The organism is Kribbella deserti (genome assembly GCF_042434725.1).
Lineage (GTDB): Bacteria > Actinomycetota > Actinomycetes > Propionibacteriales > Kribbellaceae > Kribbella > Kribbella deserti.
Genome location: NZ_JBHLTC010000037.1, coordinates 57,700 through 72,792 on the forward strand (window position 1 = coordinate 57,700; position 15,093 = coordinate 72,792).

Consider the following 15,093-nt stretch of genomic DNA (forward strand, 5'->3'; position numbering starts at 1 on the left):
AACCAGGTCAAACGTTGTAAAAGCTCCTGGAGGACGATGTGACCGTTGCCCGTCTCGCCGTCGATCCGGCCTTTGTGGTCGGTGAGCTGGACCGCCGGCTGTTCGGCTCGTTCGTCGAGCACATGGGCCGGTGCGTCTACACCGGCGTGTACGAGCCCGGCCACCCCACCGCTGACGAGAACGGCTTCCGGACCGACGTCCTCGAGCTGGTTCGCGAACTCGGCGTCACCGCCGTGCGGTATCCCGGCGGCAACTTCGTCTCGAACTACAACTGGGAGGACGGCGTCGGCCCGAAGGACCAGCGGCCGCGCCGGCTGGATCTGGCCTGGCGTGCGATCGAGACCAACCAGTTCGGCACCGACGAGTTCGTCGAGTGGGCCCGCAAGGCCGGTGTCGAGCCGATCTGGGCGGTGAACCTTGGTACGCGCGGTATCGCCGAGGCCGTCGAACTACTCCAGTACTGCAACCTCCCGGCCGGCACCGCCGCCGCGGACCGCCGGGTGGCCAACGGCAGCAAAGAGCCGCACGGCATCCGGATCTGGTGCCTCGGCAACGAGATGGACGGGCCCTGGCAGATCGGCCACAAGACCGCCGAGGAGTACGCCCGGCTGGCCGCCGAAACCGCGAACGCGATGCGCCGGGTCGATCCGGAGCTGGAGTTGGTGGCCTGCGGTTCGAGCAACCGGGGCATGGCGACGTTCGGCGATTGGGAACGCACGGTCCTGGAACACACCTACGACCAGGTCGATCACATCTCGCTGCACGCGTACTACGAACCGAACGGCGACGACCAGGCGAGCTTTCTCGCCGCCGCCGAGGAGATGGATCGCTTCATCACCGAGGTGGTCGCGACCGCGGACCACGTCAAGGCGCTCAAGCGCAGCGACAAGGTGATGACGTTGTCGTTCGACGAGTGGAACGTCTGGTACCAGCGGCACTTCCCCGGCGAGCTCGGCCTGGACATCCGCGAGGTCAGCCCGCTGATCGAGGACACCTACGACGTGGACGACGCGGTGGTGGTCGGCAGTCTGCTGATCACGCTGCTGCGGCACGCCGACCGGGTCAAGATCGCCTGCCAGGCGCAACTGGTGAACGTGATCGGGCCGATCCGCACCGAACCCGATGGCCCGGCCTGGCGGCAGACCATCTTCCATCCGTTCGCGCTGACCGCCAAGCACGCGGGCAGCCGGGTACTGCACACGGAGGTCGCCGGGCCCGAGATCGAGACCCGGGCCTTCGGCAAGGTGCCCGCGTTGTGGAGCACCGCGACGTACGACGAGACGACGGGCGAGACCGTGCTGTTCGTGGTCAACCGCTCCGAGACCGACAAGGTCGACCTGGAATTCCCCGCGCCGAGCCTCGAGCTGATCGAGCACCTCGGCCTCTATGACGACGACCGGTCCGCGGTGAACTCCGCAGCAGATCCGGACCGGGTGGTACCGCGCAAGGTGGATACGACCATCGTGCGAGGCGGTACCTGTACAGCCACGTTGCCCCCTGCGTCGTGGCACATGATCAGGCTCTCCCCTGGAGGTACACGGTGAACACGCAACTCGTATCCCGCCGGCTGGTGCTCGCGGGCGCGGGCGCGCTCGGTCTGGGCGCGCTGACCGGATGTGGTGAAGGCTCGGCCGGAAAGCCCGGTCAGGCGACCGGTGACGGCGGCGCCAAGGGGTACGACGGCCCGGCCGTCGAACTCGACTTCTGGAACGGGTTCACCGGTGGTGACGGCCCGTTCATGCGCAAGCTGGTCGAACAGTTCAACGCCGAGCATGCCAACATCAAGGTCAAGATGACCGTGATGCAGTGGGCCGACTACTACACCAAGCTGCCCACCGCGGTGAGCAGTGGCCGTGGTCCGGCGATCGCGATCATGCACGTGGACTCGCTTGCCACCAACGCCGCCCGCAACGTGATCGAGCCGCTGGACGACGTCGCGAAGGCGCTCGACCTGAAGCAGGACGACTTCGCCGAGGTGGTCTGGAAGGCCGGCGAGTTCAACGGCAAGCGGTACGGCATTCCGCTCGACGTACACCCGCTCGGGTTCTTCTACAACAAGACGCTGATGCAGCAGGCGGGCCTCGACCCGGCCAAGCCGCCGGCAACCGCCGACGAGTACGCCGCGGCGCTCGACGCCTTGAAGGGCAAGGGTATTCAGGGCCACTGGGCCTCGCCGTTCCAGTTCACCGGGGTGCTGAGCGTGCAGTCGCTGATCTGGCAGTTCGGCGGTGACATGTTCAACCCCGAGTCGAACAAGGCGATCTGGGCCGAGGAGCCGGGTGTGAAGGCGCTGACCTGGTTCGTGGACCTGGTCAAGAACGGGCACAGCCCGAAGAACGTGGCCCAGGACGCGGACGCGATCGCGCTGCAGAACGGCAAGTCCGCCTTCAACTGGAACGGCATCTGGAACATCAACACCCTGAAGGAGAAGAAGGGCCTCGAGTGGGGTGTGGCGCCGCTGCCGAACATCGGTGGCGAGAAGGCGGCCTGGGCCGGTTCGCACCAGTTCTGCCTGCCGAAGCTGAAGACGCCGGACACGAACAAGTCGACCGCCGCCCGGGTTTTCGTGAACTACGTCAGCCAGAAGTCGCTCGAATGGGCCAAGGGTGGTCAGGTCCCGGCGCGTAAGCAGGTCCGGGAATCGGCCGACTTCAAGGCGCTGACCGATCAGGCGGCGCTGGCGACCCAGGTCGATGACCTGCACTTCCCGCCGCCCGTGCCGGGTATCGGTGACGCGCTCGCCGAACTGAACAAGGCCGTCAACGAGGCCGTTCTGCTCAAGGCCGAACCGGCCAAGGCACTCGCGGACGCCGCCGCCCGGGCCGACAAGATCCTGGAGGCCAACCGCAAGAAGTACGGGGCATGAGAGGCTACGGAAAAGCCACCCCGTACCTGTTCCTGGCGCCGTACCTGTTGTTGTTCGGGCTGTTCGTCATCGGTCCGGCGCTGTTCGGGTTCTGGATGAGCCTGCACGACTGGGACTTCCAGCTGCCGGGTAAGCCGTTCACGGGTCTGCAGAACTACAAGGATCTGTTCGACCCGTTGTCGACCACTTCCGAGCCGTTCTGGCACGGGATGCGCGCCACCGCGATCTTCACGGTGGCCTCGGTTCCCTTCCTGGTGGTACTTCCGCTCGGCCTGGCCGTACTGCTGAACCGCCAGTTCCCGGGCCGGACGTTCTTCCGGGCGGTGTACTTCGCGCCGTACGTGCTCGGCGTGGCGGTGGTCGGCCTGATGTTCCGGTACATCCTCGACACCAGTTTCGGCGTACTCAACGCGGGTCTTCGCCTGCTGGGCAGGGACAGCGATATCGGCTGGACCACTTCGATGCCGTGGGCATGGATCGCGCTGGTCGGCATGACCGTGTGGTGGACCGTCGGCTTCAACGCGGTGATCTACCTGGCGGGACTGCAGGACATTCCGGCCGAGCAGTACGAGGCGGCTCAGCTGGACGGAGCCGGCGCGTGGCAGCGGTTCCTGAACGTGACCATGCCGGGCCTGAAACCGGTCTTCGTGTTCGTGGTGACGATGACGGTGCTGGCCAGCGCCAACATGTTCGGCCAGTCCGTGCTCGTCACCCAGGGCGGACCGGGTGACAGCACGCGTACGGCCTTGATGGTCATCGCCGATACCGGCCTGTCGCAGTTCCGGATGGGTCAGGCGACCGCGATGAGCTACGTGCTGGCGTTGTGCCTGGCCGTGGTGTCGCTGGTGAACTTCGTTCTGCTCAGGGAGCGCAAATGAGAAAGCGGCCGTCCGTCGGATTCTGGGTGCTGGTGATCGCCCTCACGGTGGTGTTCGTGGCGCCGCTGGTCTGGATGGCGATCACCTCGTTCAAGACCGTCGGCGAAGCCCAGCAGGTGCCGCCGACGATCGTGCCGGAGGATCCGACCGGCCGCGCGTACGGCGAGATCCTCACCACCGGCGGGCAGAATCCGGTGCTGCGCTGGGCGATCAACTCGTTCCTCGCGGCCACCCTGCACGCGGGACTGGTGGTGCTGGTCGCGTCGATGGCGGGTTATGCCCTGGCCCGGATGGAGTTCCGGTTCAAGAAGGCCATCTTCGGCCTGATCATGGCGACGCTTTTTGTGCCGGGGTTCGTCTTCCTGATGCCGAACTACCTGCTGATGGACAACCTCGGCTGGCTCGACACGCTCTGGGCCCTGGTGGTTCCGGGCGCGGCCGGCGCGTTCGGGGTGTTCTTCATGCGGCAGTTCTTCCTCGCCATTCCGAGGGAGCTGGAAGAGGTCGCGATGATCGACGGCGCCAACGCGTGGACCGTCTTCAGCCGCATCATCCTGCCGAACGCGAAACCGGCCATCGCGACCCTCACGGTGCTGTCGTTCCTGGCCAACTGGAACGACTTCATCTGGCCGCTGTACGTGCTCTTCAGCCCCGAGCGGCTCACGCTGCCCGCTGGTCTGAAGTTGCTGCAAGGCGCATACACGACCGACTACCCGGTGATCATGACCGGGGCGACCGTGGCCTCGATCCCGGTCCTGATCCTTTACATCTTCGTTCAGCGCTACGTCATCGAAGGTGTCGCCCGCAGCGGCATCAAAGGCTGATCCCGTTTCGAGAGGAACCGCCCTATGCCTTCTCGCCTTCTGACCACTGTCGTCGCCGCCGCTCTTGCGATCACCCCGCTCACCGCGGCGGCGGCTCCCCATCCCCCTGCTTCTGTTTCCACGCAGAACCCGATTTCGTCACCGTTCTCCGACACCTTTGCCGATCCGGCCGTGATCCAGGGCCGTGACGGTTACTGGTACGCCTATGCCACCTCGGACCCGCTGGTCGAGGGCGGCCCGTTCGGGTTGATGCACATGGCCCGGACGAAGGACTTCTCGTCGTGGGACTACCTCGGCACGGTGTTCGACGACTCCACCAAGCCGGCGTGGGCCGCGCCCGGTTCGTTCTTCTGGGCGCCGGATATCCGGTACTTCGGCGGGCGCTACGTCATGTACTTCACCGTGACCGACACCGCGGCCAACCCCGGTGGCGATCCAGCCATCGGCGTCGCGACGGCACCAACCCCCGCCGGACCGTGGACCGCCACGGACGGACCGGTGGTAACGCCGAAGCCGGACGGCAACGGCGGCTACTTCGGCACGATCGACCCGGCCCTGCTGACCGCCGCCGACGGCAAGCGATACCTGTACTACGGCGGGTACTACGGCGGCATCTCCGTCACGGAGGTCTCCGCCGACGGCCTGCGCGCCGTTGGAACTCCCACCCAGGTGACGATCGGCGACCGCTACGAAGGCGCGTACGTCGTCCGCCGCGATGGCTGGTACTACCTGATGGGCTCGTCGATGAACTGCTGCGCCGGGCCGACCACGGGCTATTCCGTTTTCGCCGGGCGATCGAAGTCCCCGCGCGGGCCGTTCGTCGACGCCGACGGCGCGAGCCTGCTCGAGTCCCGCGTCGGCGGAACCACCGTCATCACGCAGAACGGCAACCGCTGGATCGGTCCCGGGCACCACGCGTTCCTCACCGACGCCACCGGCCAGGACCACATCGTCTACCACGCGATCGATCGGTCGAAGCCCTGGCTGAACGAGCCGTTCGGCATCAACCGGCGGCCGATGCTGATCGACCGGATCGACTGGATCGACGGCTGGCCGCGTACCCGCGCCGGTGCGGGCCCGTCCGATACCCCGCAGCCGGCGCCGGTCACGGGTTCATCCCTGGGCATCACCTCGACCGATCCAGCCGGCGGCCTGTACGGCGCTGAGCGGTCGCCGGGTGATCCCCTCGGCGGTCCGACGGCGCTCGTTGATGGAATGGCGGTCACCCGGAAGGTGGCCCCGGGTGGCTCGCTGCGGTTCGACGCGGACGTCCGGCTGACCGGCAAGGCGCTCACCGTTCGGCTCGGGCAGGTCGGCGTGACCTTGCGGGACGAATCCCTGACGATCTCGGCCGGCCGGCGGCTCACGAAGGTGGCGATGCCGGCTGGGTTCACCGCCCCGGAGTGGAATCGCCTGACCGTGCAGGTCGCGGAAGGCCGTGCGACCGTGCGGGTGAGCGACGCGGGCCTCGGTGACGGATACGCCGAAACCAGTGTCGCCATACCGGATCGGCTCAAGCCTGGCCGCGTTTCGCTGGCCGGGACGGCTGAGGTGGACAACCTGACGATCCGCCCGGCGGCCGTGCCGGTGCGGAAGGCCGTCGCCGTACCGCGGACCGGGAAGTTGCTGGCTGGGGACGAGTTCGGCAACGGGTTCGGCCCGGGCTGGAGCTGGGTCCGTCCCGACGCCCGCGCGACTGTTGCCAATGGCAAGCTTTCCTGGCCGTTGCAGAACACCGACCTGGTCGGCTCCGGCAACAACGCGGGCCTGTTGTTCCACCAGACGCCCGCGACGAACCGGTGGATCGCCGAGACCAAGCTGCATCTCGACCTGGGCGAAGGCGATATCCGGAACTACCAGCAGGCGGGCATGATCGCCTATCGCAACGACGACGATTTCGCCCGGCTCGGTGATGTCGCGATCTGGCGGACCCGGCAGACCGAGTTCGGCCGCGAACTGGTCGCACGGCCCGACGGCGCCACGTCGTACGGCGGCGCGGCGATCGGACGGCCGGCGCCGACGATGTGGATGCGGCTCGCCTACCACCTGAACGAGGCTGGCGAACACGTCTACCGCGCGGGCACCAGCATCGACGGCGTCAACTGGACCTGGGGAGCCGCCTGGGTGCTTCCGGCCGGCGCGACGCCCCAGCTCGGGTTGTACGCGCACGGCGACCAGACCGGTTCCAACCCGCCGCCGGTGGCCACGTTCGAGTACCTACGTTTCTACGCGGCCAAATGACTAACAGCCCGGGCCATCCGCTGGGGACGGCCCGGGCTGCTTCGCGTCGTACGTCAGGCGATCTTGCCGACGTACAGCGCGGACGAGGCGATCGTGCCGTACTTCGACTTGAACAGGAACTGGATCTTGTGACCGTGCGCGCCGTCCATGCCGGCGATCCGGCCGGTGGTGAAGTAGCCCGACTTCGAGGTGGGGTTGCTGAACGCGATGCGCTCGTAGCGGGTCATGCTGCCGCCCATCGCCCGGACCATCACGATCGTGTTGGACAGCGGGACCAGCTTGCCGGACGGGTGCTTCACCTTCAGGTAACCGTGGAAGTTGAAGGTGCCATCGGCGGCCGGGCGCAGCACCTTCGGCATGCTGGTGGTCAGCACCGAGGGGAACTTCGCCTGCGCGACGATCTTGCCGACGTAGGTGAAGTCGGAGGCGATCGTCTGGTACGGCGAGCGGAACGCGACCCGGATGTCCGCGCCGATGTGGTGGCTGCCGAGCGCGAAGTCGTCGCCGTACACACCCAGAGCGTTGGTGCCGGTAAGGACAACGTCCCGATAGGCGGTCTCACCCGCACGCCGGGCCTGCACGCGAACGGTCTGGTGCTTCAGCGGCACGATCGAGCCGGTCAGGGTCTTCGCCTTCAGCGTGCCCTTGAGGGCAAGCAGGCCGTAGACGTTCAGCGTGAGCTTGCCGGTCGGGCTGGCGGTCAGGTACGACGGCCGCTGCGCGACGCTGACGGTGGCCTGGGTGCTGCTCATATCGACGGTCGCGTTCGCGGCGGTGTCCGCGGCGAGCCCGGCGCCGGTCGCCGCGGCGGCAAGCGCGACGGTCATGACAAAGGCACGACGGATGGTGGACTTCATGATCATTTCCTCCCCAAGAACCGGCTCCCTGGTGGAGCCACGTGGAAGACGCCTCGGCCGGCTCGAAGGTTGCATGCGGATCAGATTCTTTTCTGCGGCCGTGTTGCTGGCCTTGCTGACCGCCTGTGGCAGTAGCCCGAATCCCGCTCAGGAAAGGACCGCGATGACCTTCACGAACCCGGTGTACGACGGCGGTTTCGCCGATCCACACGTGATCGAGACGGCCGCCGGGTACTACGCGTTCGCCACGAACGGTGCCCTGGGCAACGTTCAGACGCTGCGCTCGACCGACCTGGTCCAGTGGGAGCAGGTCGGCGACGCGCTGCCGGAACTCCCCGCCTGGACCACGGCAGGCAAGGTCTGGGCGCCGGAGGTCGCGGTACACGGCCCGAACCGCTTCGTCATGTACTACACGACCGCGGACGACGCCTCCGGCCGGCAATGCCTGGGGGTGGCAGTGGCCACCCGGCCAGAAGGTCCCTATGTCGACAATTCGACACGCGCCTTCGTCTGTCAGGCGGCGGAAGGCGGCTCGATCGACGCGAGTCCCTTTGTCGATTCGGCGGGTGATCGATACCTCTACTGGAAGAACGACGGCAACGCGATCGGCCAGGACACCTGGATCTACGCCTCCCGCCTGTCCCCCGACGGCCTCTCCCTCGTCGGCGATCCGGTCAGGTTGTTCAAGCAGGACCTGCCGTGGGAGGGCCACCTGGTCGAGGCGCCGTACATGATCGAGCGCGAAGCCAGGTTCCACCTGTTCTACTCCGCCAACGCCTACGACAAGGCCGACTACGCCGTCGGCCACGCGGTCTGCGAAACCCCACTCGGCCCGTGCCGCAAATCCGGCGACCCCCTCCTCACCTCATCCGAAGACGCCGCCGGCCCCGGCCACAACATGGTCCTGCGCAAAGGCGACCGAGACTGGTTCATCTACCACGCCTGGGACCCCGCCCTCATCGGCGCCGATCCACCCGGCCGAACCATGTGGCTGTCCGAACTCACCTGGCAAGACCAAACCCCCACCGTCCAACCCCCACTCCGCACCAACCCCGTCTACCCCTAGCCACCGCTGCCGACGCACCGACCCTGCGACCGGTTAGGCCCGCTCGGCTCCAAAAGCTTGTCCCCGGCGCAGCCCCCGGCCGCCTCTCGTACCGCCTATTCCGACGGTCGACCGTCGGAATAGGGGGTGGACCCGTCAGATCGGGCACGTCGACCCCCGACTTCAAAGGTCGACCCGCCGAACTGGCGAGCCGCAGCGGGAAGCCGGTGACCACGGGATGAACCCGGCGGGCGGTGGAACTGGACTACCCCCGCGCGACCTCGGAGTCGACCGGGGAGCCGGATCCGGTGGCTGGACGGTGGCGGTCAGAACGTGGTGAGGACTTGGGTTAGGAGGGTCAGTGCTTTGTGGAGCTCAGGGCTGGTCGGAGTGGCATAGCCGATCACCAGGCCGGGTGGGCCGGGGGTCGAACGGCGGTAGCCGGAGAGCGGCGCGACGCCGACGCCCGAGGCCTCGGCAGCTTGAGCGACCACCCGGTCGTCAAGCGAATCCGGCAGCAGGAGGGTGACGTGGAGGCCGGCGTCGCGGCCGACGATCTCGCCGTACGGCGACAGCGCCTCGATCACCTGGGCACAACGTTCGGCATAGCGGCGGCGGCCCCGGCGGACGACCCGGTCGAGGTAGCCGTCGCGGAGCATGGCGAGCGTGGCGGCGTGAACCGGCCACGACGGCCAGTCGCCCGAGTTCTCGCGATGTTCGGTAAGCGCCTCGACCACCTCCGGCGCCGCTACGAGCCAGCCGAGGCGGAGGGACGGGCTGAGCATCTTCGACAACGTGCCGAGGTGAACCACTCGGTCGAGGTCGAGCTGAGCCAGGGCGGGAAGAGGCGCCACGTCGTACCGGAACTCGCTGTCGTAGTCGTCCTCGATCACGGTCGCCCCGGTCCGGCGGGCCCATTCGATCAGCGCGTTCCGCCGGGCGACGGGCAGTCGGCCGCCGAGCGGGTATTGGTGCGACGGCGTCACGTACACGGCGGACGGCTCCGGCCCGAGCAGATCCACCCGCAGGCCATCGGCGTCGACGGGGATGTCGATGATCGGCAGGCCGTGACTGTTCGCGGCCCGTACGGCGCTGAGGTATCCCGGGTCCTCGATGGCGATCGGATCGCCAGGTCGTCGCGTAACCGATAGCAGGAGCCGCAGGCCGTGGATCGTCCCGTTCGTGACGAGGATGTTGTCGGGCCCGCAGGCGATTCCCCGCGTGCGGGCGACGTACTCGGCCAGGGCCGTCCGTAGCGCCGGTAGGCCCGCAGCGTGCTCGTAGCCACGTGTAGGTGGTTGGGCCGACACCTCCCGCCAGGCCCGGCGCCAACCGGCATCAACCGAGCGCTCGACGTACGGAATGCCCGGGCGCAACGAGAGCAGCGGACGCTCCTCGACCGGCTTAGGGCGGCGCGGGACCGCTTGAGCCGGTTCAAGCGGTACGACGTCCGCGACGTACGTCCCGGAGCCGGTCTTGCCTGCGATCCAGCCTTCCGCGTGGAGCTGGTCGTACGCCGCTTGCGTGACTGAGCGGGATACCTCGAGTTGGCGCGCGAGTTCCCGCGTCGAGGGCAGACGGTGGCCTGCGCGGAGCCGGCCGTCCCGAACACCTTCGCGGAGTTGTTCCGCCAGTTGGAGGTGCAACGGCCCACCGCCGTCGCGTCGTACGGTCAGGGGAAGTTCGGTGAGCTGCAAAGTGGCCTGCGGAAAAGTGAGGGGAATGGACCGTGCCAGCATGCCACTGAACCAGCAGGCTTGAGCTATGACCACTCTCGCGACACCACTGCAGCCCACTGACCGGACCACCGTTCGCCGGGGCAAGAACCGCGCCGTGGCCGACCGGGAGATCCTGCACGACGTACTGCGCGCGGGCATGATCTGCCACCTGGGCGTGATCATGGGCGACGCGCCGATGGTGCTGCCGACGGCGTACGGCATCGACCTCGACCGTGGACCCGACGGCACCTTGTACCTGCACGGCTCGGTCGCCGCCCGGAGCGTGATGGCCGCGCCCGACCAGACGATCTGCGTCACCGTCACCCACTTGGACGGCCTGGTGCTGGCGCGATCGGCGTTCCACCACTCGGTGAACTACCGGTCGGCCGTCATCTACGGCGTACCGCGCCTGGTGGTGGACCTGGACGAGAAGCTGCACGGCCTCGACCGCATCGTCGACCACCTCGTCCCCGGCCGTACCAGCGGCACCCGCGCCCCCAACCGCAAGGAACTCGCCGCCACCTCCGTACTGGCCCTCGACCTCACCGAGGCCTCGGTCAAGATGCGGGCCGAAGGCGCCAACGACGAAGAAGAAGACCTGGCCCTCCCGCACTGGGCCGGCGTCATCCCCGTGCGCCTGACCGCCGGCGCCCCCATCACCAACCCCGACTGCCCCCACCCCATCCCCACCCACATCCAATCCCGCTCCCACGACCTCACCACCGATGAATTCCTAGCGATCCGTGACGCCTGAGCGGTAAGGCGACGCTGAATGGCGTCGAGGTGGAGCTCGATCTTGACCGGCTGCGCAGGACCCCGCCCGCCTAGGTGAGTTGGCGCGGCGCTCCGCAGGGGAGGGTCGGGTGGGTGGGCTGGTTAGAGTCGGGGGATGGCTACGGACCGGGTGATTGAGAATCTGATTCATCGGTATGCCGAGTTGGTCGACGCGGGGGACTTCGCCGGGGTTGGGGCGCTGCTCTCGCATGCCACGTTCGCCGGGAGTGGTGAGCCGGTGAGCGGGGCCGAGGCGATCGAGGCGATGCTGCGGGAACTGGTGGTGGTGTACGAGGACGGCACCCCGCGGACCAAGCATCTCGTCAGCAACGTGGCGGTGGAGGTCGACGAGTACGGCGGAACAGCGTCGGCGCGGTCCAGTTTCACCGTGTTGCAGGCGTTGCCCGACTTGCCCCTGCAGATCGTTGCCACCGGCACCTACCGGGACAGGTTCGAGCGGGGCGACGGCAGCTGGTGGTTCGTCGAACGCAAGGCCGGGCTCGATCTCGTCGGTGACGTCACTCGCCACCTCCGGCTGCCGGCGGAGTCGCCCAAAGCGGGATAAATGCCGCGCTTTGCGGCCGTGGTCGGGCGAGGATTCAGCCATGACGGCAGAGCAGCGGTACGACGCGTTGATGGACGAGGTTTTCAGCCTCTACGAGCAGGACCGGCTGACGGCGGCGCTCGACATACTCCGAACGGCCGACCGGGACCTGGATCCATGGCAGGCCGAATTGGCCCACACTGAGGCGTGCTTGTTAGGCGCTTCGGATAGACCAGTCGAGGCGCTGGAGGCGTTGCGACGGGCCTTCGCGAAGGGTGGCTGGTGGCATCGCCGGATCCTGGCCGAGGACGACGACCTGGCGGGCCTGCGCGATTTGCCCGGGTTCGCGGAATTCGTCGATCAGGCCGAACAGCGACGGGCGGACGAGGGCGCCGTACCGGGTGAGCATCGGCTGGACGTCCCGGCAGGGACGGCCCGCGGTGTGCTGGTCGCCCTGCATGGGGCCGGCCAGCGGGCTGAGCACGCCCGATCGGACTGGTCCGCCGCGCTGGACCTCGGGTACGCCGTTCTCGCGGTGGAGTCGAGCCAGCGGATGTCGCCGATGTACCGGACCTGGCCGGATCAGGAGATCGCCGCCAAGGACATCGCCGCCGCGATGGACACAGTTCCCGACGACCTGCGTGCTGGTCCCGTGGTCGCGGCGGGCTTCTCGGCGGGCGGTCGGGCGGCCCTGCTGTGGGCGCTGACCGCAGACCCGTTGCCGGTGGCCGGTGTGGCCGTTCTCGCGCCGGCGATCGGAGGCATCGAGTTGCCGCCGTCCCGAGCGCTGGAACCGGCGGTGGCCTGGTTCGGAGCCGAAGACGAGCTGGCCGAGTACGCGGAGGCGATCCAAGGCCTGCCGGATTTCACGGTCGAGATCATCCCGGGCCTCGGGCACGTATTCCCCGCCGACTTTGGAGACAAGTTGGCGGGCGTGCTCGGCGAGCGTTGATCCCCAGCGCCAGGTTGTGCACAGAACCCTGTGGACAACCTGGCGCCTGACTCGGGTTATCCACAGAAAACCGCAGGTTTTGCACGACTTCCCACCAGATTCTGTGGATAAACATGGGAAAACTCTGTGCACATCTGGGGACGGCGATGTGGATAACTTCGCGATGTTCGCAGCCTGGCGACGACAGAGATGGCTGACGGATAAGGTAAGGCTCGCCTAATCTCATCTCGTCGAGGAGTCGTCATGAACCAGCCCGTCACCGTGACCAGGCGGTCACTCCTAGCCGCTGGCGGCTTGTTTCTACTGACCGCTTGCGGCGAGGCAGGCGGGGCAGGTGAGACGAAGGAGGCGGCAACTCCGGCCGGAGGCAGCTGGGAGTTCACCGACGATCGCGGCAAGAAGGTCACCCGGCCACAACGGCCAACCACGATCGTCGCGCAGCTCTCGTCCGCGGCAGCACTTTGGGACCTCGGGATCCGCCCGGTCGGCACCTTCGGCGAATCGCGGAACACCGACGGCACTCCGGCCTTGGCGGCCGGCTCGATCGACCTCAGCAAGGTCACGTCGATCTCCGAGACCTACGGCGAGTTCAACCTCGAGAAGTACGCGGCGCTCCAGCCGGAACTGCTGATCGCGCCGATGCAGGTCGCGAACGAGCTCTGGTACGTGCCCGCCGCTAGCGTGCAACCGATCGAGGCGTTGACCCCGATCGTGGCGGTCACCCACCTGGACAAGACCGTTCCGCAGGTCATCGACCGGTACGCCGAACTCGCGAAGGCCCTCGGTGCGGACCTGGCGGCGGAACCGGTGACCAACGCGAAGGCCGAGTTCGAAGCGGCCTCGAAGGCGCTGACCGAGACCGCGGGCCGATTGGCCGGGCTGAAGGTGCTGTTTCTCAGCGCGACGCCGGAGAACGCCTACCTGGGCAACGCCGAACAGTTCTCGGATCTGCGCACGCTGGCGGACCTCGGTGTGCGATTCGTCACGCCGAAGCCCGACCAGGCCGAACCGCACTGGGAGACCGTGTCCTGGGAGCAGGTCGGCAAGTACCCGGCCGACGTGCTCCTGTACGACGAGCGCAGCCGGGACATCTTCACCAAGGACAAGGCGAAGATCCCGACGTACCTGCAGATGCCTGCCGTGAAGGCGGGCCAGACCATCGCCTGGAACCCCACCTTGCCGGCCAGTTGGGCAGGCTTCGCCCCCGCGTTGCGCAAGCTGACCGCCGACCTCGGGCGGATGCGCCCCCTCGGCGGCTGAAAGCCCGCGCTAGAACGACGGAGGGATCAGTACCACTGGGTGGAGACGACGAAGCCCACGGCGATCAGGCCCATGCCGATCAGCAGGTTCCAGTTGCCGAGGTCCTTCATCAGCGGGACATCCGGACCGGCGACGTAGTACACCACCAGCCAGGCGAGACCGAGGATCCACGCGCCCAGCATCACCGGGGCGACCCACGGCTGGCTGGTGGTGCGGACCTTCTTGGGCGTCTTCTCGACCGCCTTCTTCTCGGAAGACTTCTTGTTCCGACTGCTGGACTCGGGCACGTCTTGACTCCTTGCGCGGTACTTGCCTGGCTCTGGCCTCGGTTAGCGTAGTGCAGGACACGGCAACAGGATCACGGGTGAGTCGAATGAGGCGGTTTTCGTTATGGCGCGCGGCGGCGCCGGTGGCACTTCTGTGCGCCGGTCTGCTCTTCGCGACCAGCGCCTCGAACGCCCGCGGCACCGACCTGCGCCCCAGCCGCAACACCACACTGGCCGGGTTGGTCGAGGAACAAAGCAAGCGTAGCGCCGAGCTCGCCAGGCACGCCGCGGCCCTGCGCAAGGACATCGAGGGCCTGCAGGCGCAGCAGGGCACGATCGACCCGAAGCTGCAGAAGCGCCTCAAGGACCTGTCCCGCGAGGTCGGCACCACCCCGCTGGTCGGCCGTGGCCTGACCGTCACGCTGAAGGACGCACCCAAAGAGGTCGTGCAGAACAACCCGGACATCGACGCCGACTGGCTCGTCATCCACCAGCAGGACATCCAGGCCGTGGTGAACGCCCTGTGGGCCGGTGGCGCGGACGCGATCTCGATCCAGGGTCACCGGATCATCTCCACCACCGGTATCAAGTGCGTCGGCAACTCCGTCGTGCTGCACGGTGTGCCCTACCTGCCGCCGTACCGGATCAGCGCGATCGGTGACCGGGCCCGGTTGCAGAAAGCCCTGGATGATTCGAAGTACATCGACAACCTGCAGGACTACGTGGTGCGCTTCCAGCTCGGCTACCAGGTGAAGTCCGAGGTATCGATCGCGATGCCCGCCTACGAGGGCACGCTGGACCTGCAGTTCGCGACGGTGCCTTCGGCGTCAACGCCGACGCCCAGCAGCCGCTGACCTGCAACAATGGG

General features: G+C 67.5%; 14 protein-coding genes. 11 read left to right on the forward strand and 3 right to left on the reverse strand.

Annotation, left to right across the window (positions count from 1 at the left end; all coding sequences use genetic code 11):
- Positions 1–38: 38 nt before the first annotated feature.
- The 5 genes from arfA to ACFFGN_RS28640 are packed head-to-tail and all read left to right on the forward strand — an operon-like array spanning position 39 to position 6,809.
- A complete protein-coding gene (arfA, locus tag ACFFGN_RS28620) occupies positions 39–1,544 on the forward strand; it encodes an arabinosylfuranosidase ArfA (RefSeq protein ID WP_380053582.1) in 1,506 nt (501 codons plus the stop codon).
- Positions 1,541–2,866 (forward strand): ABC transporter substrate-binding protein, encoded by a 1,326-nt coding sequence (locus ACFFGN_RS28625; protein ID WP_380053584.1) that lies wholly within the window; start codon positions 1,541–1,543, stop codon positions 2,864–2,866. Before arfA ends, ACFFGN_RS28625 begins: the two co-directional genes overlap by 4 nt.
- The gene (locus tag ACFFGN_RS28630) at positions 2,863–3,744 is read left to right on the forward strand and encodes a carbohydrate ABC transporter permease (protein ID WP_380053587.1); all 882 of its coding nucleotides are present in this window, start codon (positions 2,863–2,865) and stop codon (positions 3,742–3,744) included. Before ACFFGN_RS28625 ends, ACFFGN_RS28630 begins: the two co-directional genes overlap by 4 nt.
- Positions 3,741–4,568: a carbohydrate ABC transporter permease gene (locus tag ACFFGN_RS28635; RefSeq protein WP_380053589.1), complete on the forward strand. Its 828-nt coding sequence runs from the start codon at positions 3,741–3,743 to the stop codon at positions 4,566–4,568. Before ACFFGN_RS28630 ends, ACFFGN_RS28635 begins: the two co-directional genes overlap by 4 nt.
- Positions 4,569–4,592: 24 nt before the next feature.
- Positions 4,593–6,809, forward strand: coding sequence for a family 43 glycosylhydrolase (locus ACFFGN_RS28640; RefSeq protein WP_380053593.1), 2,217 nt, complete (start codon positions 4,593–4,595; stop codon positions 6,807–6,809).
- Between the two features lie 53 nt (positions 6,810–6,862).
- On the opposite strand, the gene ACFFGN_RS28645 is transcribed toward ACFFGN_RS28640, so the two are convergent.
- On the reverse strand, positions 6,863–7,666 hold the full coding sequence (locus ACFFGN_RS28645) for a hypothetical protein (protein ID WP_380053595.1): 804 nt from the start codon (positions 7,664–7,666) through the stop codon (positions 6,863–6,865).
- Between the two features lie 73 nt (positions 7,667–7,739).
- Here ACFFGN_RS28645 and ACFFGN_RS28650 point away from each other — a divergent pair, with 73 nt between their 5' ends.
- Positions 7,740–8,732 carry a glycoside hydrolase family 43 protein gene (locus ACFFGN_RS28650; protein ID WP_380053598.1) on the forward strand — a complete coding sequence of 331 codons (993 nt, stop codon included), beginning with the start codon at positions 7,740–7,742 and terminating at the stop codon, positions 8,730–8,732.
- A gap of 305 nt (positions 8,733–9,037) precedes the next feature.
- Here ACFFGN_RS28650 and pdxR read toward each other — a convergent pair whose 3' ends face one another.
- The gene (gene pdxR, locus ACFFGN_RS28655) at positions 9,038–10,450 is read right to left on the reverse strand and encodes a MocR-like pyridoxine biosynthesis transcription factor PdxR (RefSeq protein ID WP_380053601.1); all 1,413 of its coding nucleotides are present in this window, start codon (positions 10,448–10,450) and stop codon (positions 9,038–9,040) included.
- A gap of 25 nt (positions 10,451–10,475) precedes the next feature.
- Here pdxR and ACFFGN_RS28660 point away from each other — a divergent pair, with 25 nt between their 5' ends.
- The 4 genes from ACFFGN_RS28660 (at position 10,476) to ACFFGN_RS28675 (ending at position 13,959) form a co-directional block, all read left to right on the forward strand.
- Positions 10,476–11,183, forward strand: a complete 708-nt coding sequence (locus tag ACFFGN_RS28660) for a pyridoxamine 5'-phosphate oxidase family protein (protein WP_380053604.1) — start codon at positions 10,476–10,478, stop codon at positions 11,181–11,183.
- A gap of 135 nt (positions 11,184–11,318) precedes the next feature.
- A complete protein-coding gene (locus ACFFGN_RS28665) occupies positions 11,319–11,768 on the forward strand; it encodes a nuclear transport factor 2 family protein (RefSeq protein ID WP_380053607.1) in 450 nt (149 codons plus the stop codon).
- A 40-nt stretch (positions 11,769–11,808) separates the two neighbouring features.
- The gene (locus ACFFGN_RS28670) at positions 11,809–12,699 is read left to right on the forward strand and encodes a serine aminopeptidase domain-containing protein (RefSeq protein WP_380053610.1); all 891 of its coding nucleotides are present in this window, start codon (positions 11,809–11,811) and stop codon (positions 12,697–12,699) included.
- A gap of 243 nt (positions 12,700–12,942) precedes the next feature.
- Positions 12,943–13,959 carry an ABC transporter substrate-binding protein gene (locus ACFFGN_RS28675; RefSeq protein WP_380053613.1) on the forward strand — a complete coding sequence of 339 codons (1,017 nt, stop codon included), beginning with the start codon at positions 12,943–12,945 and terminating at the stop codon, positions 13,957–13,959.
- Between the two features lie 26 nt (positions 13,960–13,985).
- Here the strand turns inward: ACFFGN_RS28675 and ACFFGN_RS28680 are convergent, their stop codons facing one another.
- Positions 13,986–14,246: a cell division protein CrgA gene (locus ACFFGN_RS28680; protein WP_380053616.1), complete on the reverse strand. Its 261-nt coding sequence runs from the start codon at positions 14,244–14,246 to the stop codon at positions 13,986–13,988.
- 122 nt (positions 14,247–14,368) lie between these two features.
- On the opposite strand from ACFFGN_RS28680, the gene ACFFGN_RS28685 reads away from it, so the two are divergent.
- The gene (locus tag ACFFGN_RS28685) at positions 14,369–15,079 is read left to right on the forward strand and encodes a DUF881 domain-containing protein (RefSeq protein WP_380053621.1); all 711 of its coding nucleotides are present in this window, start codon (positions 14,369–14,371) and stop codon (positions 15,077–15,079) included.
- Positions 15,080–15,093: the final 14 nt, after the last annotated feature.

What these genes read in the sequence shown, in the direction of transcription:
- ACFFGN_RS28640 (WP_380053593.1), top strand. Translation starts at nt 4,593, where the DNA reads ATGCCTTCTCGCCTTCTGACCACTGTCGTCGCCGCCGCTCTTGCGATC.
- ACFFGN_RS28665 (WP_380053607.1), top strand. Translation starts at nt 11,319, where the DNA reads ATGGCTACGGACCGGGTGATTGAGAATCTGATTCATCGGTATGCCGAG.
- ACFFGN_RS28645 (WP_380053595.1), bottom strand. Translation starts at nt 7,666, where the DNA reads ATGAAGTCCACCATCCGTCGTGCCTTTGTCATGACCGTCGCGCTTGCC.
- ACFFGN_RS28670 (WP_380053610.1), top strand. Translation starts at nt 11,809, where the DNA reads ATGACGGCAGAGCAGCGGTACGACGCGTTGATGGACGAGGTTTTCAGC.
- ACFFGN_RS28630 (WP_380053587.1), top strand. Translation starts at nt 2,863, where the DNA reads ATGAGAGGCTACGGAAAAGCCACCCCGTACCTGTTCCTGGCGCCGTAC.
- ACFFGN_RS28660 (WP_380053604.1), top strand. Translation starts at nt 10,476, where the DNA reads ATGACCACTCTCGCGACACCACTGCAGCCCACTGACCGGACCACCGTT.
- ACFFGN_RS28675 (WP_380053613.1), top strand. Translation starts at nt 12,943, where the DNA reads ATGAACCAGCCCGTCACCGTGACCAGGCGGTCACTCCTAGCCGCTGGC.
- ACFFGN_RS28635 (WP_380053589.1), top strand. Translation starts at nt 3,741, where the DNA reads ATGAGAAAGCGGCCGTCCGTCGGATTCTGGGTGCTGGTGATCGCCCTC.
- pdxR (WP_380053601.1), bottom strand. Translation starts at nt 10,450, where the DNA reads ATGCTGGCACGGTCCATTCCCCTCACTTTTCCGCAGGCCACTTTGCAG.
- ACFFGN_RS28650 (WP_380053598.1), top strand. Translation starts at nt 7,740, where the DNA reads ATGCGGATCAGATTCTTTTCTGCGGCCGTGTTGCTGGCCTTGCTGACC.